At 59.9% G+C, this 19,614-nt stretch carries 19 protein-coding genes and 1 riboswitch; of the genes, 3 read left to right on the forward strand and 16 right to left on the reverse strand.

From position 1 onward, the window contains the following. From AC1DXO_RS25550 to AC1DXO_RS25560, 3 genes are all read right to left on the reverse strand, one after another. The coding region (locus AC1DXO_RS25550) for a transposase (protein WP_476981075.1) at window positions 1-178 on the reverse strand (178 nt) is incomplete at its 3' end. An 83-nt stretch (window positions 179-261) separates the two neighbouring features. Beyond that, on the reverse strand, window positions 262-1,821 hold the full coding sequence (locus AC1DXO_RS25555; RefSeq protein ID WP_476981043.1) for an alpha-N-arabinofuranosidase: 1,560 nt from the start codon (window positions 1,819-1,821) through the stop codon (window positions 262-264). A gap of 137 nt (window positions 1,822-1,958) precedes the next feature. Further along, on the reverse strand, window positions 1,959-2,405 hold the full coding sequence (locus tag AC1DXO_RS25560; protein ID WP_476981044.1) for a MarR family winged helix-turn-helix transcriptional regulator: 447 nt from the start codon (window positions 2,403-2,405) through the stop codon (window positions 1,959-1,961). 83 nt (window positions 2,406-2,488) lie between these two features. Between AC1DXO_RS25560 and AC1DXO_RS25565 the strand changes: the two genes are divergently transcribed. Then, the gene (locus AC1DXO_RS25565; RefSeq protein ID WP_476981045.1) at window positions 2,489-2,911 is read left to right on the forward strand and encodes an organic hydroperoxide resistance protein; all 423 of its coding nucleotides are present in this window, start codon (window positions 2,489-2,491) and stop codon (window positions 2,909-2,911) included. Between the two features lie 231 nt (window positions 2,912-3,142). On the opposite strand, the gene AC1DXO_RS25570 is transcribed toward AC1DXO_RS25565, so the two are convergent. Continuing rightward, window positions 3,143-4,162, reverse strand: a complete 1,020-nt coding sequence (locus AC1DXO_RS25570; RefSeq protein WP_476981076.1) for an aldo/keto reductase — start codon at window positions 4,160-4,162, stop codon at window positions 3,143-3,145. A gap of 171 nt (window positions 4,163-4,333) precedes the next feature. Here AC1DXO_RS25570 and AC1DXO_RS25575 point away from each other — a divergent pair, with 171 nt between their 5' ends. Beyond that, entirely contained in the window at window positions 4,334-4,879 is a 546-nt protein-coding gene (locus AC1DXO_RS25575) for a hypothetical protein (protein WP_476981046.1), read from the forward strand. 12 nt (window positions 4,880-4,891) lie between these two features. Here the strand turns inward: AC1DXO_RS25575 and AC1DXO_RS25580 are convergent, their stop codons facing one another. The 12 genes from AC1DXO_RS25580 to AC1DXO_RS25635 form a co-directional block, all read right to left on the reverse strand. Then, on the reverse strand, window positions 4,892-5,746 hold the full coding sequence (locus tag AC1DXO_RS25580; protein WP_476981047.1) for a VOC family protein: 855 nt from the start codon (window positions 5,744-5,746) through the stop codon (window positions 4,892-4,894). Then, a complete protein-coding gene (locus AC1DXO_RS25585) occupies window positions 5,686-6,624 on the reverse strand; it encodes a hypothetical protein (protein ID WP_476981048.1) in 939 nt (312 codons plus the stop codon). Before AC1DXO_RS25585 ends, AC1DXO_RS25580 begins: the two co-directional genes overlap by 61 nt. A 57-nt stretch (window positions 6,625-6,681) precedes the next feature. Then, window positions 6,682-7,845, reverse strand: a complete 1,164-nt coding sequence (gene metB / locus AC1DXO_RS25590; protein ID WP_476981049.1) for a cystathionine gamma-synthase — start codon at window positions 7,843-7,845, stop codon at window positions 6,682-6,684. Window positions 7,846-8,021: 176 nt separating this feature from the next. Beyond that, entirely contained in the window at window positions 8,022-9,005 is a 984-nt protein-coding gene (gene metX, locus AC1DXO_RS25595; protein ID WP_476981050.1) for a homoserine O-succinyltransferase MetX, read from the reverse strand. Between the two features lie 82 nt (window positions 9,006-9,087). After that, window positions 9,088-9,196, reverse strand: a riboswitch (SAM riboswitch). A 126-nt stretch (window positions 9,197-9,322) separates the two neighbouring features. Beyond that, a complete protein-coding gene (locus tag AC1DXO_RS25600; RefSeq protein WP_476981051.1) occupies window positions 9,323-9,940 on the reverse strand; it encodes a DUF4304 domain-containing protein in 618 nt (205 codons plus the stop codon). Between the two features lie 67 nt (window positions 9,941-10,007). Further along, window positions 10,008-11,174, reverse strand: a complete 1,167-nt coding sequence (locus AC1DXO_RS25605) for a DegT/DnrJ/EryC1/StrS family aminotransferase (RefSeq protein WP_476981052.1) — start codon at window positions 11,172-11,174, stop codon at window positions 10,008-10,010. Continuing rightward, window positions 11,171-12,091 carry a GDP-L-fucose synthase family protein gene (locus tag AC1DXO_RS25610; protein WP_476981053.1) on the reverse strand — a complete coding sequence of 307 codons (921 nt, stop codon included), beginning with the start codon at window positions 12,089-12,091 and terminating at the stop codon, window positions 11,171-11,173. The genes AC1DXO_RS25605 and AC1DXO_RS25610 overlap by 4 nt, the downstream gene beginning before the upstream one ends. 4 nt (window positions 12,092-12,095) lie before the next feature. Continuing rightward, window positions 12,096-13,199, reverse strand: a complete 1,104-nt coding sequence (gmd, locus tag AC1DXO_RS25615; protein WP_476981054.1) for a GDP-mannose 4,6-dehydratase — start codon at window positions 13,197-13,199, stop codon at window positions 12,096-12,098. A 177-nt stretch (window positions 13,200-13,376) separates the two neighbouring features. Then, window positions 13,377-14,915, reverse strand: coding sequence for a discoidin domain-containing protein (locus AC1DXO_RS25620; RefSeq protein ID WP_476981055.1), 1,539 nt, complete (start codon window positions 14,913-14,915; stop codon window positions 13,377-13,379). A 390-nt stretch (window positions 14,916-15,305) separates the two neighbouring features. Further along, window positions 15,306-16,211 carry a DMT family transporter gene (locus tag AC1DXO_RS25625; protein WP_476981056.1) on the reverse strand — a complete coding sequence of 302 codons (906 nt, stop codon included), beginning with the start codon at window positions 16,209-16,211 and terminating at the stop codon, window positions 15,306-15,308. Window positions 16,212-16,497: 286 nt separating this feature from the next. Then, window positions 16,498-17,442, reverse strand: coding sequence for a hypothetical protein (locus AC1DXO_RS25630; protein WP_476981057.1), 945 nt, complete (start codon window positions 17,440-17,442; stop codon window positions 16,498-16,500). A gap of 71 nt (window positions 17,443-17,513) precedes the next feature. Next, window positions 17,514-17,768, reverse strand: coding sequence for a hypothetical protein (locus AC1DXO_RS25635; protein ID WP_476981058.1), 255 nt, complete (start codon window positions 17,766-17,768; stop codon window positions 17,514-17,516). A 132-nt stretch (window positions 17,769-17,900) separates the two neighbouring features. Here AC1DXO_RS25635 and AC1DXO_RS25640 point away from each other — a divergent pair, with 132 nt between their 5' ends. Next, entirely contained in the window at window positions 17,901-19,571 is a 1,671-nt protein-coding gene (locus AC1DXO_RS25640; protein WP_476981059.1) for an amino acid kinase family protein, read from the forward strand. The last annotated feature ends 43 nt before the right edge of the window (window positions 19,572-19,614 follow it).

Below are 19,614 nucleotides of genomic sequence, written 5' to 3' on the forward strand. Positions count from 1 at the left end.
CAGGTGGAATGGAAGGACGGCCTTCATCCGAATATATGGCCGAAAAATCCGCGTTCAGGTCGACCAGAACGGCGCGAACCAACTCTCGGACCTTGCGAAGCGGGTGGCCATCGGGGACGCGCTCTTCCAAGGATACGTAAGAAAATAGGCCAACCTGATCCCGAAACTCACCACGCATCGCTATCTCCTTCTCGCTAAAGAAGGGAATCACGACAAACGCAGAATGGCTACAGGTTTTTCAGCAGACTGCTAGATAAAGCCCTAATCCAGCGCGACCACGGTCACCGATTCCGGGGCCAGTTTCAGCACCAGCTTGCCGTTCTTGGCCTTGGCCGTATAGGGCTTGGGCGCGACTGTATTGGGCTGTTCGAAGGTGTTGACGCTGTCGATCTTAGGCGCGCTCAGGGTCTGGCCCGTCGCACCCTTGGCGGTGAAGCCGAGGACCGAGGCGTCGACATCCAGTGGCTGGTTCGGGTCGAGATTGACCAGGGCCAGATAGGTCTTGCCATCCTTGCCCTTCGCTGCCGTCGCGTCGAAGCGGGGCAGGGTGATGTCGCCATAGGTATAGGTGCCGGCATCGAAGGTCACCGGGATCAGGGTGGCGTCCTGGAAGGGGATATACATGTGGAAGACATGATAGGTCGGGGTCAGCACCATCTTCGGCCCATCGGTCACGATCATGGCCTGCAGGACGTTGATCATCTGGGCAATATTGGCCATGCGTACGCGGTCGGCGTGGCGTGCGAAGATATTGATGTTCAACGCTGCCAGGACGGCGTCGCGCTGGGAATTCTGCTGGACCAGGAAGCCGGGATTAGAGCCGGGGGTGGGCGCATACCAGGCGCCCCATTCGTCAACGACCAGAGGGACCTTCTTTTCGGGGTCGTACTTGTCCATGATCGCACTGTGCGTGGTGACCAGGTCTTCCATGCCCAGGGTGTCCTTGAGCATCACCGCATATTGCTTTTCGCTGAAACCGGTTGATGGCTGCGATACAGGGAAGCCGCCGCCCGTCGTATAGGAGTGCAGCGACAGGCCTTCGATGCTCCAGGCCCAGCTATGGCCCTGATAGGCCTTCATCACCGCTTCAGTATACTCGGTATTGCCACCGTTCGGGCCGACAGCGATGCGGCTCATGGTCTGGTCGGGATTGTAGTTGCGCACGAAGCGCGAATGCATCTTCATCTGGCTGACATAGAAGTCAGGCGACATTCCGCCGCCGCAGTCCCAGCTTTCGTTCCCCAGGCCGACATAGGCGACCTTATAGGGCGCAGGGTGACCATTTTTGGCGCGCTCGGCGCCCAGGGCGTCCTCCGTGCTGGCAGTCATATATTCCAGCCATTCGGCGGCCTCGCCGGGCGTGCCGGATCCGACATTCACCGAAACATAGGCATCCGTGCCAATCTGCTGGACGAAGTCGAAGAATTCATCGGTGCCGAAGGTGTTGGGTTCGATAACGCCGCCCCAGTTCGCATTCATCGACGGCTTGCGCTCCGGACCGATGCCGCGGCGCCAGTGGTATTCGTCGGCAAAACAGCCGCCAGGCCAGCGGACATTGGGGACCTTCAGGTCTTTCAGGGCGGCTACGACATCGTTGCGGATACCGCGCGTATTGGGAATGGGGGAGTCCTTGCCGACCCAGATACCGCTGTAGATGCCTTGGCCCAGGTGTTCGGCAAACTGGCCGAAGATATTGCGGTTGATCGTGGCGCCGGGATGGGTGGTGTCGACCTTCAGGGTCGCAGCCGGCGTTGCTGCCTGGGCGCCAGCAGCTGTAAAGGCGAGAAGCGAAAGAGCGAGAAGCGATACGGTGGCGCGCATGATGTCCATCCCGGTGACATTTTATATTTGTCTGATTTTTAGGTCAGGTTTTCAGGGATGACAAGCGTATTTTCGGATTTTTCCCATTATTTCGAGCGTTTATGTACGACAAAAGAAAGGGTTTGGAGCCCCTTTTTCTATCCGGCGCGCAGGCTATTCCCCAGAGCCTTGACCTGCTCGCGCAGGGCAATGAGGCCATCCAGTTGCAGGCCGGAGGCGCAGAGCATGGCTTCCGGGATCTTTTGCGCCTGGTCACGCAGGCCGGCGCCCAGTTCGGTCAGGTGAATGCGGGTGATCCGTTCGTCTTTTTCGTCGCGACCACGGGTGATGAACCCGGCTTTTTCCATACGTTTCAGCAGAGGCGTCAAGGTGCCGGAATCGAGCTGTAACGGCTGGCCCAGTTCGTTGACCGATCGGGCATCGCGCTCCCACAGCAGCAGCATGACCAGATATTGCGGGTAGGTGAGGCCCATGGGTTCGAGCCAGGGGCGGTAGGCCTGGGCAAAGGCATGGGCAGCCGAATAGACGGCGAAGCACAGCTGGTTGTCCAGTTGCAGTTCGGGAATGGGAGAAGAGTTTTCCATGTTGACAATTATATCGTACACAACGGGCTTGACAATATATTGTGCACAATATAATTGTTCGCCATCAACAACGGAGAATGAAAATGACCCAATCGATCACCGCCGCCTATACCGCCCACGCCAAGGCCACGGGCGGGCGCGAAGGCACCGCCAGCAGCGGCAATCTGAACCTGAAACTGTCGACGCCGAAGGAACTGGGTGGGGCCGGCGGCGACGGCACCAATCCGGAGCAATTGTTCGGCATGGGTTATGCCGCCTGCTTTATCGGCGCGTTGAAATTCGTCGGAGCTAAGGAAAAGATCGCCGTGCCGGCCGATGCCAGCATCGAATCGTCCGTAGGCATCGGGCCGACGCCGAACGGTTTCGGCATCGAAGTGACGCTGAAAATCTCGCTGCCCGGCATCGACGGTGATGTGGCCGACAAGCTGATCGCCGCCGCGCACCAGGTCTGTCCCTATTCCAACGCCACGCGCGGCAATATCAATGTGACGCTGATCCGGGCCTGAAAGGTCTGAGTTTTCGACATCGTACGTCGGGGTTAACACAGATCTCACAGATGACACAGATAAGATGAAGTAATGAAACGACGGTTGTCGTTATCTTAAATGCGCTTCGCGCCTTATGGGTGGGTAAATGCCTGGCGTTGAAAGTATAGCCTGAAATCTGTGTTCATCGGTGGCATCTGTGTTAAAAAATACTGATTGTCCCGCAGTCTGCGGCGATATCAGAACCAGGACCTAAAAATACGGATTGGCCCGGAGATCGTCACCGTTTGCCTTGGGCGGTGCGGTGAAGATCTCCGGGTCGCCACGCGTGATCCGGTCCAGTTCCGCCAGTTCGTCGGCCGTGAAGGACAGGTGGGTGAGGGCGCCCAGACTGTCATCAAGTTGCGCCACGGTACGGGCGCCGATCAGCGTCGAGGTCACGGCCGGGTCGCGCGAGGTCCAGGCCAGGGCCATCTGGGCCAGACTCTGGCCGCGTCCCTGGGCGACGACATTCAGCGCTTCGATGCGGCCCAGCACTTCGGGCGTCAGGCGTGACCTGACCCAGTCGAGTCGGCCGGCGCGTGAATCCCCTGGCACGCCGCCGAGATATTTATCGCTGAGAAAGCCCTGCTGCAGCGGCGAAAAGACGATCATGCCGGCGCCGGCTGCTGTATTGACCGGGATCAGGTCGGGCTCGATCCAGCGATCGAGCAGGCTGTAGTTCGGCTGGTTGATGGTCAGGGGCACGCCTTCCGACGCGAGAATGGCGGCACATTGCCTGGTCAGCTCGGCATTGTGGTTGGAGATGCCGACATACAGCGCCTTGCCCTGGCGGACCAGCTGCGCCAGCGCTCCCATGGTTTCTTCCAGCGGGGTGAAGGGGTCGACACGGTGCGAATAGAAGATGTCGACATAGTCGAGACCAATCCGCTTCAGGCTCTGGTCGCAGGACGCGATCAGGTATTTCTTCGACCCGTTCAGCCCGCCATAGGGGCCGGGCCACATGTCCCAGCCGGCCTTGCTGGAGATAATCAGCTCATCGCGCAGGCCCGAGAAGTCGCTTGCCATCATGCGGCCGAAGTTTTCCTCGGACGAACCCGGCGGCGGACCGTAATTGTTGGCCAGGTCGAAATGGGTAACGCCGCAATCGAAAGCGCGGCGCAGGATGGCGCGCTGGGTCTCGTAGGCATCGATGCCGCCGAAGTTCTGCCACAGGCCCAGGCTGATGGCCGGCAGTTTCAGGCCTGACGCACCACAGCGACGGAAGGGCATGGCGGCGTAGCGGTCGGTGGCGGGTATATACATCTGTGACTCCGATTCCGGATAGGCCAGCATACCGGAAAAGCACAAGTCCAAACGAAAAAAACCGATCGGCGTCTGGCGATTCGACCACACCTCGGACTTGGGTTAGGTTGCGGCGAAACAACAGGAAATGGGACCTTCATGCTCAAGACGTTCTGGCCACTGGCTGTTTTTCTGGCTCTGGCAGGCTGCCAGCAGCAGGAAGACACGACACCCGGCGTCTATGCCGATGGCGAAAACTTCATAGTCATCAATCCGGCCAAGCACCGCATCAACTATGCCGGCGGCGGAACCAAGGCCGAGGATCTGCTGGCGGCAACGGAAAAAGGCCAGGGGCTTAGCTATACCACCTGGCGCGACAAGGCGTCGTGCGGGCTGAAGGACGGCAGCGGCAACCTGTTCGCCGTTCCGCGCAGCGATCGGTTCGACCGTGACGGCGCAACCTTCTCGATCGAGAACGAGGCGCCGGCCGCGCCGCGTGCCGGTGAAGGCGAAATGACCGGCAAGGTCATTGCGCTCCGGACGAACAATCTGGTGCGGATCAAGTACCTGTACGATGACAAGGTCGGCATCCGCTATATCGACCAATATGATCCCAATGGTGAGTTCGAACGCCGGATCTGGCTGGAACGCGGCATCGGCTTCCTGGGCCATTGCCGCGGATTTTCGTTGGATGATTATAGATAGGAGCGGCCCAGCCTAGGCAGCCCGCGTGCCGAGAAGGCCGAACATTGCGCCTTGCGGGTCGCGCGCCACGACGGCCCATTGCCCGCCTGGCACCTCCATCGGCGGCAACTGAATGGCGCCGCCGCCCCCGGTAATGCGCTCCACCGCCGCATCGATATCGCCGGTGTTGAAATAGAACAGCCACGCCGGCCGCGGCAGGGGATTGGTCATGATCCCGCCGGTGTCGACGCCGTCGGCCGAGAAGACCTGATACACTCCCATGGCGCCCATATCCATCGCGCGGCTCTTCTCCCAGCCCAGTTGCGCGGTGTAGAATTCACAGGCCGCGACCCCGTCCCGGGCGTGATATTCGTTCCAGCCGCAATGGCCGAAGGCTTCACGGCTGAAGGCGCCGCTGTTTCCACCAACGGCCGGCGTCATGAGATAGATCAGCGCGCCCTGCGGGTCCTCGACCATGGCCATGCGCCCGACACCTTCCAGATCGTTGGCGGGCCAGGCGACCTTGCCGCCCGCTGCCTCAAACGCCGTGACCTTCTGGTCGACATCTTCAACATTGACATAGCCGAACCAGGCGGGCGCCATGCCGTCCGCCGCGATAGCCATCATGCCACCGATATCCTTAGTCCCGGCCCGGATCATGCGATAGTCCATGCCGGGGGTCATGCCGGCAACAACCTTCCATCCGACGACTTCGCTGTAAAAGGCGCTGGCGGCGTCGAGATCGGCGGTAAGCAGTTCGTACCAGATAAAATGGCTGGCCGTGGTTATCTCCCTGTCAGGCTGTGGGTTCGGCGCCTTGATTACAGCTATTTCTGGAAGACGTCGATCAGCAGCACCCAGGTGCCCGGCTCTCCGACCTTGTCCCACAGGCGAACATAATGGCCGACATAGGTGCCGTCGGCGGCGACGGCCCTGCCGTAGGTGTAGACATAGTCACCGGCTTTTGATGCCCCCTGGCCGTCGCGCGTCCAGACCAGGCCGGGCGCCGGGCGGGCGGCAATGGCGGCGGTCTTCACGGCCATGAAGGCGTCCATGGCGCCCGGTGGTGGTGGTGGCGAACCGTCCTGTTCCGGGTAGGGCCAGTTGCCGGGGATAAACGGCGCCACATCGTCAGAAGCAATGACGGGCTGAGTGCCGCCGATGCCGGCGAACACCTCGGCTGCAGGCTTTTGGGCGACCAGAAGATTACGTGCATCGTCCTGCGCCAGGCCTTCTTCAAGTCCGGCAGGAATGTCCTTGTCGACATTGCTGATCAGGCGCATGTACCGGCCCTCAGCCGGCAGGTTGGCCGGGGTATCCTTGCCCGCACCGCCGTCCAGTGTCCAGCGCCACGTGCCGTCGGCCTGCTTCTGCCAGATGGTGAAGAACCAACCGGCGCGGTCGGTGCCTTCGATGGTCCACGGGCCCAGGTCGAAAGCCAGATCGCCGGACGACGCCACGCCGGCATAGAAGGGGCCCCAGCGCAGCTTGGTCGGTTTGTCGGCGAGGGTGGGGTCGGCAGCCAGGTCTGCGGCCAGGCTGGCGTGGAAGTTGGCGGCCTGGGGCAGGAAGCCTATGGCATCGGGCGTCGACCAGGCGATGAAGCCGCGATGAAAGCCGTTGGCCTTGGTGTCGGCGGCAAAGTCGCGCTCGGCCTGCAGGACCTCCTCGGTGACGGCGATATGATCGACCTTTGCCGCCTGGGCGTGGGCCAGACCAGGCACGGCCAGGGCGGCCACCAGTAAATATCCTGCCCAAACACGCATCGTCATCTCCCCGGAAGTTGTCGGCGAAGACTGCGCGCGAACGCCGTTACACGCAAGTTACAGAAAGTTAAGGCCGCGTTCGAGGGCTTTGATCAGGTCGGGTGCGTCTTCCAGGCCGATCGACAGGCGGATCAGTCCGCCGGTGATGCCTGCCGTGGCCTGGGCGTCCGGCGACATGGCGGCATGGGTCATCGAACCCGGATGGACGATCAGGCTTTCGATCCCGCCCAGCGATTCCGCCAGGGAGAACAGTTCGATATGATCAAACAGGATTTTCACCGCCTCGAGCCCGCCTTTGAGCTCGAAGCTCATCATGGCGCCGAAGCCCTTCTGCTGTTTCTTGGCCAGGTCGTGCTGGGGATGCGAAGGCAGGCCGGGATAGTGGACGACGGCGACGGCCGGATGGGTGTGGAGATATTCAGCAACCGCCTGGGCCGATTGCTGCTGTTGGCGGACACGGACGAACAGGGTGCGCACGCCGCGCAGGGTCATGTAGCTGTCAAACGCCGGCGCCGTGGCGCCGACGCAATTGGCCCACCAGCGATAGAGGGTGACGTCTTCCGGCTTTGTGCAGACCAAAGCGCCGCCGATGACGTCGGAGTGGCCGTTGATATATTTGGTCGTCGAATGGACGACAAAATCGGCGCCGAACTCGATTGGGTTCTGCAGGGCCGGCGACAGGAAGGTGTTATCGACGGCGACGCGCGCCCCAGCAGCATGACCCAGCGCGATCAGTTTTTCGAGATCGATCAGGCGCATCAGCGGATTGGAGGGCGTTTCCAGCAAAAGCAGGGCGGTCGGCTGCGACAGGGCTTCGACCAGGGCGGCGTCATCGCCCTGGTCGACATAGACGACCTCGATCAGGCCCTGTTTGGCGCGGGCATTGAGCAGGCGCTGAGTGCCGCCGTAGCAGTCGTGAGGCACCACAACGCGGCGATTGCCGGGCAGGTCCTGCCACAGCAGGTCGAGCGCCGCCAGGCCAGAGGCGGTCATCACCGCGCCAACGCCGCCTTCCAGTTCGGCGATCACCTCGGCGATAATCTCGCGCGTTGGGTTGCCGGAGCGCGCATAGTCATAGGTACGCTTCTTGCCGAAGCCTTCGAACGAGTAGTTGGTGCTGAGATAGATCGGCGGCATGACCGAGCCGTGCGCCGGGTCGCTGTCGATGCCGATATTGATGACCTTGGTGGCCAGGCTGGCGTCTTTGAGGAAGTCTTTCATGGTCTCGAATAGGGGACAGGCGGTTGGAAGGTTGGGAACCGCGAATGAACGCGAATAAACGCGAATGAAGTGAGCGCTGAAGGCGCTCAGATGATGGCTCGGGCTTTCGCTGTCTTTTCAGGACAGGTTCGAATATTCGCGTTTATTCGCGTTCATTCGCGGTTCCAATAAAAACCTCACTGCGTCAGGGATGTCTTGACGATTTCCGACACCAGCTTGATCTCTTTGAGGAAGGCGTCGTGGCCGTAGAGCGAGGGGAATTCGATTAGCACGCTGTCCCGCAGGCCCTCGTGCAGCAACTGCATGTCGGCGAACGGGACCAGGCGATCGGTCGGTACTGCGGCGAGATAGACGCGCGCCTTGATCTTTGCCGGATCGACCCGGTGGCGATCCAGGCTGTCCGACATGGCGATCCAGCGGTTGACGTCGGTGGCGGCATAGGCGTCGCCGCGCGCCCGCAGATAACCGCAGACCGTATAGTTCTCGCCGGCCAGATCCGGTGCCGGGCCGTCGAAACGCTCGGCAAATTCGGCGTCAGAGCGATAGGTCGTCATGGCCAGCTGGCGGGCCAGCGAAATGCCTTCGGCGTCACGGCCGGTCTCCTTGCCGAACATCAGCAGACGGCGTTGCAAGCCGCGGAACGCCGTTGCCATCGGATGGGCGCGATGGGCGGCCGAGATAATACAGAGACGCTCAACAGCATCGGGATAGAGCTCGGCAAACGCCAGGCCGATCATGGCGCCGTAGGAGGCACCGATAAAGGAATAGATGCGATCGACCTGAATCTGGTCGAGCAGCAGCTTCACCAGGCGCGCCTGGTCGTGGGTGGTGATGGTATAGATCTGACTGGCCGGCAGCTGGGGCGCAAACTCGATGCTGAGCACGCGCCAGATATTGAGGTCGAGCGCTTCGCCGGGGCCTGCGACGCCTTCCCACCAGCCGGGCGCCGTGTCGGTGGCGTCTTCCTTGGCAAACAGGACGCGGCCGGCCGAAATGCCACCGGCGGCCACGACGACGGGTGCATTACGCGGACCGTAGAGGCGCGCCACCACATCTTTTTGCGCCAGCATCTGGCCGCTTTCCAGGCGGAAATCGGCGGGAATGACGGCGACAATATCGGTGCCGACAAGGTCAGGAAGATCAAGTGAGATCGCGTTCATGGTGTGTCCGGTCACGGAAAAGAATAGTCATCGTGACCAGTCGAGAGATCGACTCCCCGCGTCCATTGGCGGGTGTTCGCGTCTCTCATCTGTCAGGGAAATGAGCCCTGTAGGAGTTGGCACCATTCCACAGGCATGTGGCGGTTGCCCCAGCGTCGTCGGGCCTTTCCCTCGGCTGGTCTCGATGAGTGATCAATTTAATCGCTCAATTTCGCAGTTGCGTCAAGAGGCCGCCATCGCGCCGGGCGACGTTCGTTCTAGCTTTTGGATTTGGGATAACACCGCGGTCGTCATCGTTATGGTCGATCGACGCATTGCTAAGGACCATTAGCGATCACTTCGAGTTCTCGCCTCAGTCCTGAGGCTTGTCCCAGCACTTCGAGAGCCAGTTTTGCGAAGGCTATTGCGTCGTCTGTCCGGCCATCTGCCAAACGCATCAGAGCAAGCGCGCGTGCAATTCTGACGTTCGTCGTCTTGAAGCCGGACAAATCGAGACGACCTTCGGCGAACGCTTGTGGCGTGATCGTGTAAAGGGGAGCATCGGAGCCTGTCTGCAACGCAAATGCATGCCGTCCCACGGCGGTGTAGACATGCAAGGCATCGTCCAATGCCGCGTCCAGACTTAGCTGGTTAGAGTAGGACCACCATTGGTCACCGCCATTGGCAGCTAATCGGCGCCTGAACTCACAGTCAGCCTCGCTTAGCTTTTTAGCGCCTGGCGTTGTTTCTTGCTCGTCAAGGATAGCGACAGGCTGCAGGCCGAGGTTGACCGCAAAACTTCCCCCAGCGCGGCTGCCTTGGAATTGCACAATGCAGATTATCCCATTGATAGTCCGCCGAAAGGTCCTTCCTGAACCGGAAAATCCATCACTTCTGAGTACGGCAGCGAACCGTGTTTTAATTGATTTTTCAAGTGAGGGTGGCTCAACTTTCATGGGCTCGCGTCCTGCCAATTCATGCTTACCACTCCGTCTGCGCCGTCGCTTGTACGCACGACATGCTTCAGATAGCTGCAAGTTCCTGCAATGCGTCCTCGATTGGATAATGATGGTTGCCGATAAACAGGCCGTGCGTGTCGATATGGTCGGCATTGTCCAGCGAGCCGTGAATCTCATGCGCCATAAGGTCCATGACCTTGTTCTTGGCGAAGTTGCCCGCAACGATCGGCCGGCATTCGAACCCGCCGGCCGTCAGGCGCTGCACCAGTTCTTTACGCGTCAGGGCCGAGCCCGGGCGAATAACCAGGGCAAAACCGAACCAGCTGCTGGCGCCGATTTCACGCTGAATGGCGAAGTCGGGGTGATCGCCGACATACTGCTTCAAATATTCAGCGTTTTTGCGCCGTTCCGTAATCAGGGACGGCAGTTTCTTGACCTGTTCGATGCCGATCGCGCCCGACATTTCGAGCGGCCGGAAATTGTAGCCGGGCAGGACAAACTTGAACGCCTCTTCGAACGGATCGTCGGATTTGGTGCCGGTCAGGCGATTGACCTTGGGCAGGTTGCGCGTCCAGCCATGAGCGCGAAGCGACAGCATGATATGATAGAGCTCTTCGTCGTTGGTCGTAACCAGGCCGCCCTCCATCGTCGAGATATGATGGGAGAAGAAGCTTGAAAACGAACCGACAACGCCGAAAGAACCGCCCTTCCTGCCGTTGAATTCAGAGCCCAGCGATTCACAATTGTCTTCAACCACAATGATGTCACGACCGGCGATAATGCGCTCGATTTCCGTAAAATCATTGGGGTTGCCCAGCAGGTTGACGACCATGATCGCCCGCGTCCTGTCGCTGACCGCCGCCTCAAGCGCCTTGAGGTCGTAGTTCAGGGTGTGCAGGTCGATATCGACAAACACCTGCTTCAAGCCATACTGATGCAGCGGATAGTAGGTTGTGGGCCATGAAACGGCGGGGACGATGATCTCGTCGCCGGGCTGCAACTTCAATTTTGCATCAGTGGAATAAAACAGGCTGGCGATCATTAGCAGGTTGGCCGACGAGCCGGAATTGACCATCACGGCGTAGCGGCTGCCCTGGTAGTCGGCAAAGCGTTTTTCGAATTCCGCGACCTTGGGGCCCATCGTAAACATGCCGCTGCGCACTACGTCGTCGATGGCCGCGTATTCCGCGGCATCCCAGGTGGCGGTGGCGAGTGGATACTTAAAGCTCATACGGAGGTCTCCAAAAAATAGCGGTAGGTTTGGGCAAGGCCATCGCGCAAATCCGTGGCGGGAGAGAAGCCCCACTGCGTCTGGCGGGTGACGTCGACCAGCTTTTGCCTCATGCCGGTAGGCTTGGTGAGGTCATGAACAAACCTACCCTTCCACCCGACGACTTCGGCGACGGTCGCATAATAGTCGTTGATGCTGTAATCGTGTCCCAGGCCGACATTCATCACGTCGGGTAACGCCTCGAAATCACCTATGGCCGAAATGATGGCGTCGGCGAGATCACCGACATACATGAACTCACGCCGGGCCGTTCCGTCGCCCCACAGCTCGACTTCATTAGCGCCGGCAACATGTGCGCTATGAATCTTGCGGATAACCGCCGGAACCATATGCGAGACGGCTGGGTCGAAATGGTCGAAGGGACCGTACAGGTTGCACGGGATCAGGGTCTTATAGAGAAGTTCAGGACTTTCGCGGCGCAGGTACTGGCACAGGCGAAGCGCGAAGATCTTGGCAATGGCATAGCCTTCGTTCGTCGGCTCCAATTCCCCCGTCAGGATCATGTCCTCGGTCAAGGGATTGACGCCATTGCGGGGATAGATGCAGGAGCTGGACAGGTTCAGCAATCTCTTTACGCCGGCCTGGCGCGCGGCCAGGATGACATTACGCCCCATGTCGGTGTTGCGCGTCAAAAACTCGACCGGAGCGGCAATATTGGCCTGGATGCCACCAACCTTGCCGGCAGCATGAACGACAATATCGGGCCGGTTCCGCTCGAACCAGTCGAAGGTCGCGCGGGTGTCGGTGAGATCCAGTTCCGCACTGGAAGGCGCCAGGACGTCATAAGAACTCAGACCTGGATGTTGACGCAGGTTGCGCCCGACCATACCGCCGCCGCCGGTAACAAGGAGCTTCATGGGATCAACCGACGCTATTCAGATTTTGCTCACGACGCGCTTCGAGAAGATCGGCGTCGGTCATTTCGGCGACAAGTGTCGGGAAATCGATCTGCGCCTTCCAGCCCAGTTTCTCACGCGCCTTGGTGGCATCGCCCAGCAGGCTTTCGACTTCGGCCGGCCGGAAATGGCGTTCGTCGACTGCGACAATGGCTTCGCCTATCCGCGGCCGCAAGATATCGATGGTGGTCGCGGCAAGGACCCCGGTTTCACTGATCCCGTCTCCCTGCCATTCGATCGTCATGCCCAGATGCTGGGCGGCCAGGGTAACGAACTCACGGACGCTGTGCTGCTCGCCGGTGGCGATCACGAAATCTTCGGGCTCTTCCTGCTGCAACATCATCCATTGCATTTCGACATAGTCACGGGCGTGGCCCCAGTCGCGCAGGCTGTCCATATTGCCGAGGCGCAGCTGCGATTGAGTCCCCAGGGCTATGCGTGCCAGGGCGCGGGTGATCTTGCGCGTCACAAAGGTTTCGCCGCGGCGCGGGCTTTCGTGATTGAAGAGAATGCCATTGCAGGCGTAGAGGCCATAGGCCTCGCGATAATTGACGACGATCCAATAGGCGTAAAGCTTGGCGACACCGTACGGACTGCGCGGATAGAAAGGCGTTGTTTCCTTTTGCGGCGTCTCCTGGACCAGGCCGTACAGTTCCGATGTCGAGGCCTGGTAGAAGCGCGTCTTGTCCTTCATGCCCAGACTGCGGATCGCTTCCAGCAGGCGAAGCACGCCCAGACCGTCGGAATTGGCGGTGTATTCGGGCTCCTCGAATGACACCGCAACGTGGCTTTGGGCTGCCAGGTTGTAAACTTCGTCAGGTTTTACAAGCTGAAGAATGCGCATCAGGGACGACGCATCGGTCATATCGCCATGATGCAGGAAAAACGGCAAGCGGCCCTCTATACCTTCTTCGAAAAGATGGTCGATGCGGTCGGTATTGAACAGCGAGGTCCTGCGCTTGATACCGTGCACCTCGTAGCCCTTGCCGAGCAGGAATTCCGCCAGATATGAACCGTCTTGTCCGGTGACTCCCGTAATCAGAGCAACTTTACGAGAAGATGTAGTCATAACGTGTTCCGATGCTATCAAAGGTTACTTAGGGCATGGCGAGTCAAGGACTACATCATGTGATCTTGAGGTATGGAAGTGGTGAAAGTGCGCTCCCGTAGCCGTCATCCACGCTATTGTAAAGTTTAAGGGCCGTTTCAACGACCACAAATCTGTGCCGAGCGGGCCTGGTTGAGACTAACCTTTCAGGCCGCGCGAGACCGCCTGGATGAAATTATGCACGGGAACGATTGACTCCCAACCTGATTTTGCAGAGCTCGATGCCTTGCGTTTTACCGTGTGAGACCATTCGCCGAGCACGACCAGTTTTTCCACCGGGTATTCGACCATGGTAGCGCGCTGCTCGGGGCTATTCTTCCATTCGCCAGGTTTGATATAGTCTCCGGCGTCGCTAATGTGAACGATCTTGCCTATATTCGGTATGCCTTTGAACGGGCATGAATTGTCCGGAGAGAAATAGTACACAGACTCGACGATATCCGAAAACTGACAGACCGCCGGCCCGAACGTGCCGACCCCGTACACCATATGGGGGGCGTCAATCAGGGCGGCGATATCCTCTTCGGCCGATCCGCTCTGGCAGGAAAAAGGAATATTCGATGCCAACAGAAAAGCCTCCAGCGCGTCAACGACAGGATTGCCGCGATCTTCGAAGACAAGTCGGACGCGCTTGATGCGTTTTTTGTCGACGACCTGGTTGATTACCAACTGATAAAAGGAAAGTGGCGGCTGGACATAATCAGCATGAATCCAGGTTCGGAAGATGTCGCCGGACCGGATGTGAATCGTCAATTCATCGGTCTTCTGCCTGGGTATTTTTTTGGCGAGTACCGATTTGTAGAGCTGGGATACGTGGTCGTGGACAAGGTCGTGGTAACTCTGCGGCGTACTATTCTTGAGTGCCGGCCGGAGATGGTTGCGGAAAAAGAAATTGCCGCGCAGGAAGCAGCCTCCGCCAGGCAGTTCAGCCCCTCCCGGAAGGACGGTAATGTCACCTAAGACGACAGGTGCGTTCAATTTGACCAGTTTGCCCGTGGCGGCGCGAATATATTTCAGGCCGAGTGTCTGGGCCATTTCCACGGCTGTCGCGTATTGAACGACACTATTTCCGTAGGCACCGTTGTCATTTACGTCAAGGCCGATGAGAGGCCCGCTCATATCCTCAGACGTTGCCGCTATAACGTCGTAACCGGCATTTCCCTTGCCATTGGCATCCAGGTCGCGCACCGGGAAGGTCATTCCAAGTTGCTCACGTAACTCCATGACCCGACTTTGAATGCCATAGACGAGAACCTCGACCTTCCAAAGGTGGAAAAAGTTTTTCTCATGCAGTCGCAGCCGGACATGTCGGACTGAAAAACGACCGGCGAGCGGCAGGGTAAACGGAGGTAAGTCGGGACCGTGGCCGAAATAGACCAGGCCGGAATGGATCAGGGTCCAGTTTTCATTGTCCGTCGACACTTCGACCGACACAGTTCTAGCCTTCTCGATAAAACCATCGCGTCGGTTGTAGAGGATTATGCTCTGGACGGCGTAAATTTGGCCAAGATCCACCTCCCACCACGGGCTGTCTTCTTCCGCAGTATGAAATCCAAACATTCTGTCTGGATCTCCTATCAGCGCACCCTTGGCATCGTCTTGGCGCGACCAGGGGGATACAGAGCTTTGACTGGCCGTCTTGTTGAACGCGATATTCATGGTGGGAGAAACTGTCATGTTTCAGGTTCGATTCCTAATATTCTCTATAGAGTCCAGTCGCGACAACCGTCGACAAACAGATATCTCGATGTTTGACCTGAGCCTGGCACCGTGGTCGCAGGACTTTCGCCGCCCATATGGCGCTCGACGCTGCCCGGACCCGGTATTTTTGACGCCGTCACGGACGGGAGCTTTGTCCCTTTTTTTACAGTTAAAACGCGTGATGAAATTCCCGCGGCATCAACCCAGCGCTTAATTTACGCTTAAGCGATCCACCTCCATAGCCCCAAGTCTTCATTGCCAGCAGAGCTGCAGACGGTCAATACCAGAGCTTGGATCGATAAAGGAAATCCACGGGAATTGGCCGGTTTCTGCGTGGAAAAAAGACGTCTTTCTCGTAACAGAGACTCAGATGTTGTGCCGTCGGGACGTCGGTTGCAACCGGCTCCATTCAGCCATGACGATCCCGGCGCAGACAAGGACCAGCGCCACGATATGGAACCCGTGCAACGGCTCGCGCAGGATGATCACCGACTGGATGACGCCGAAGATCGGCAGCAGATTGATGAACAGCCCGGCTCGGTTGGCGCCGATCAGCTCGACCCCGGCGATATAGGTCGCCGAGGCCAGCAAGGCGACGAACAGGGCAGCATACAGGACGACGCCCCAGCCGATCGAGTCGGGGGCTGTGAATGGATGGTTGGTGTCACGCCAGGCGAGGATCGGAAGGCAGGTGAGGGCGGCGGCGGCGCAAGGAATGGCCAGGAAGCTTTGCCAGTGCAGGGGCGGCTTCCATTTGAGCGCCACCGTATAGCCTGCGTAGATGATGACGGCAGCCAGCATCATGACGTCGCCGGTATTGAGCTCCAGGCGCAGCAGGCGGCCGATATCACCGTGGCTGGCGGTGATCAGGATGCCGGCGAAGGTCAGGACAAAGCCCGCCAGTTGCGCCAGGGTCGCCCGCGTGCGGAACAGCAGGAAATTGCCGAGGAAGATAAAGATCGGGATGCCGGCCTGTTCGATCATGACATTAACCGCCGCCGTCTGGGTCAGGGCGGAATAGAGCAGCATGTTAAAGGCGGCAAAACCGCTGGCGCCATAAAGCAGAAGCAGGGGCCAGTATTGCTTGATAACGGGCCAGTCGGCGCGCAGTTTCGGGACGGACCAGACGCAGATGACCAGGGCGGCGATGCCCCAACGCAGGCTGGTCAGCAGGATGGGGTCGATATGGCCCGCGCCGATCTTGCCTGCCACACTGTTCCCGGCCCAGATAAAGGCGGTGAGGATCAGCAGACTGTAGGCGCGAACGGGCATGGCGCGCTTGTGGCGCAAATGGCTTCAGGGTTCAAGCCTTAGGATGGCGTAGTGACTGCCAGCGCCTTAAGCCGCCAAATTCGTACGATCTGGGTTGCGGCGGCTGTCAAGAAAACGAACGCCAGGGTGAAGTTGAAATAAGGCGAATTGTACCAATGATTGGGAAGCGCTGGTTCGCGCCACTCTAGCACGCCCACCATGAACGAACTCAAAGCGGCGATAATGAAGGAGGCCGTAGCCACATAATATAAATACGTCCGTCGCATATGCGGTCTCCGAGGCTGACTTACCGGCAAATCTGGATAGTGTCGCCGCCGGTCAGGGTTTGCAAATGGGCCACCGAAACGGCTGCGGACTCGGCGGCGTTCAGCGCGCGCGCCTGGCGCGAACAGCAGAAGCGGTTGGCTTCCCCGCGCGGCATGAAACTACCGGCCGGGGCGCAATAATTGGTGAAATCGACCGTGCCGGAATTATTGACGGTATTGACGTTGATCTGGCGGCGCCAGCTGAGCGGCGTGCCGACACGCGAAAAGGCCATATTGAATTCGGCTTGGCAGACCTGGGGCGGGCCGCCAACGCCCTGGGCCGTGAAGATTTCCTCGAACTTGCCGTCGCACATGCCGCCACTGCGGTTGCGCAGGCAGCATTCATCGTGCTGCCAACTGCCGGCGTTGATGGTACACGATCCGCCGATGCAGGTGCCGACGCCGCCGATGCTGTCATTGCAGCCGGTGCCGGCCGCGCCGAAACAGCGCTCGGGCGCCATGTTGATCGGCCCGATCAATTCCGGGCGGTCTCGCGCCACCTCATTGATATGGTCGCGAATGGTCGTGCCGTCGACGACAAACCTGCCCGGGCCGACCTGGGTGGTGTTTTCGGGACAGGCCGGACCACCGGAAGCGGGCAGGGTCAGCATCGGCGCAGCAATGCCGGTGGTGGTTACCGCCGCGCCGCGCGTCCCGAGGTTTGCTGTCACGACCATGGCTATTGGGCTGCCGCTCGGTGTCGCCAGGGCGACGATGGCGAGCCCATTGGCGTTGGTCTTCGCAAAGCCGCGCGACGCCCGGTCGTTGGCGGTGCCGGCGCACACCGTCGCGTTGGGAACGGGGCGGCCTGCGGCGTCGCGCACCTGGACCTGGAGACTGGTGCCGACGGCCGGGGCGATACCGGCGACCAGCAGTGCGGCGGCCACGCCACCGATAACGCTTGCGAATACCCAAGATCTGGACATGGCTGTGCTCCACCTGAGCGGGGGAGTTTAATCGCAGGCTGCAGGGAGAAAATCCCGCATTTCAGGGGGTATCAGAAATGCTCATCGGCGGGCGGCGGCAGTTTGCGCCGGCGGGTCAGGCCAAAGACCGAGACGCCGCCAAAGACAAGCCCGAGCACGCTCGAAACGACGGAGAGCTTCATATAGTCCTCGAAAAAACCGTTGCGGACGACAATCATGTCCTGGGCCTTGACATAGGCTGCGACGGCGACGGTCAGGAAAAAGAGGCAGAAAAGACCGCAGACGATTCCTACGACCCACCAGGCATAGATACCGCGCTTGTTCATGAAGCCATCCCACGCTCGAAATCCAGGCGATTGTAAACGCGAGTTGGGCAAAAATCCAGCCGGGCACAGTTTTCGCTTTTCCTTTGCGCCAAGGTCTTGTAGCGACCGAGCGAACAGGATCAGGGCAGGCCTATGTCAATTCTCGTCGTTAAATTCGGTGGTTCGGTGCTGGTGTCCGAAAGCGCGCTGCATCGCGCCGTATCGGAAATCTATCGCTATACCCGCGATGCCCGCAAAGTGATCGCCGTGGTTTCGGCTTTCAAAGGCCAGACCGATCAGTTGCTGCGCCTGGCCGGCGCCTATACCCAAGCCTCGTCGTCGTCCGCCACGCCGCATCTGGTGGCGACCGGCGAGATGCGCGCCGCTACCCTGCTGGCCATGGCGTGCGAACGCTCCGGCATTCCGACGCAGTTTCGTTCGGCGGCGGAAATCGGCCTGGTGGCTGAGGGTGAACACCTCAACGCCAATCCAGTCGCCATGAAGCCCGACGTCCTGACGCGCGATCTGGAAAAGGTCGATCTGGTCGTCGTGCCGGGCTATGTCGCCGAAAATGCCGCCGGCGAACCGGTTCTGCTCGGCCGTGGCGGATCGGACCTGACCGCCGTCTATATCGCCAAGGCCCTGGACGTCCCCGTGCGGCTGTATAAGGACGTCGACGCCATCTATGACAATGATCCAGCCCAGGTCGGAGATTCGGCCAAGCCATACGACGCCCTGGACTGGGACGAAGCCATGCGCATCGCCTTCCCGGTGGTGCAGAACAAGGCCATGCGCTACGCCGCCGATCACGCCATGACGGTCGAGGTCGCCGGGCTGAGCAAGGGTTACCAGACCGTGATGGGCGCGCCGACAGCCTACCGCACGGCGCCGGTCCTGAAGCGTCGTATCCGCGTCGCCGTCATGGGCGCCGGTGGGGTGGGGGCCAAGTTCCTGGAACGCTGCCTGGAATGGTCCGACCTGATCGAGGTCGATCGCGTCCTGGTCCGCGATCCGTCGAAGCGCCGTGATCATCCCCTAGCGGCGGCGTTTACGTCGGACGCGCGCAACTTCGTGCGCAACGATGTCGATGTCTTTGTCGATATCGGCACCGGCGTGTCGCCGTCGGCCGAACTGCTGGAAGGATTCCTCAAGGCCGGCGTGTCGGTGACCAGCGCCAACAAGCAGGCTGTCGCTGCGTCGGGCGACAAACTGCGCGCCGCCGCCAAGGCGTCCGGCGCCATGTTGACCTATTCGGCCAGCGTCGGCGGCGGCGCGCCGGTTATCGAGGCGCTGAAGCGCGCGGTGAAGAGCCACAAGGTGACGGCCTTTTGCGGTGTGCTGAACGGAACGTCCAACTTCGTCATCGACCAGGTAGAATCCGGGAAAAGCTTCGATGCCGCCATGGACGAGGCCCGCCGGTTGGGCTTCGCCGAGCCGGATTCGACGGCCGATCTCGACGGCACCGATGTCGGCGCCAAGCTGAAACTGCTGCGCGAAATCGCCTTTCCGGGCCAGACGCCGGCCCATCTCGAGGTCGGGCAGATCACCGAGGATTCGCTGATTATCCCGCCGGGCAAGGGCCTGCGCTATGTCGCGCGTTGTTTCCAGACGCCTCAGGGGTTGCAGGCGTCGATGAAACTGGAAGTGCTGGACCGCGATCATTACCTGGTCGGCGCGCGTGGTGAGCAGAACCGTGCGATCATTGAGTTGGACAACGGGGACACGTGGTACGTCACCGGCAAGGGCGCGGGCGCGTGGCCGACGACGGAATCGCTGCTGGCCGATGTGCTGCAGATCGTGCGCGAACAGACGCCCAAGCTTTAGAATTAGTTTTTAGAATCAGCTTAAACGGCGGGTTGTGAGGATA

It is taken from the genome of Asticcacaulis sp. P2_C5 (genome assembly GCF_056404555.1).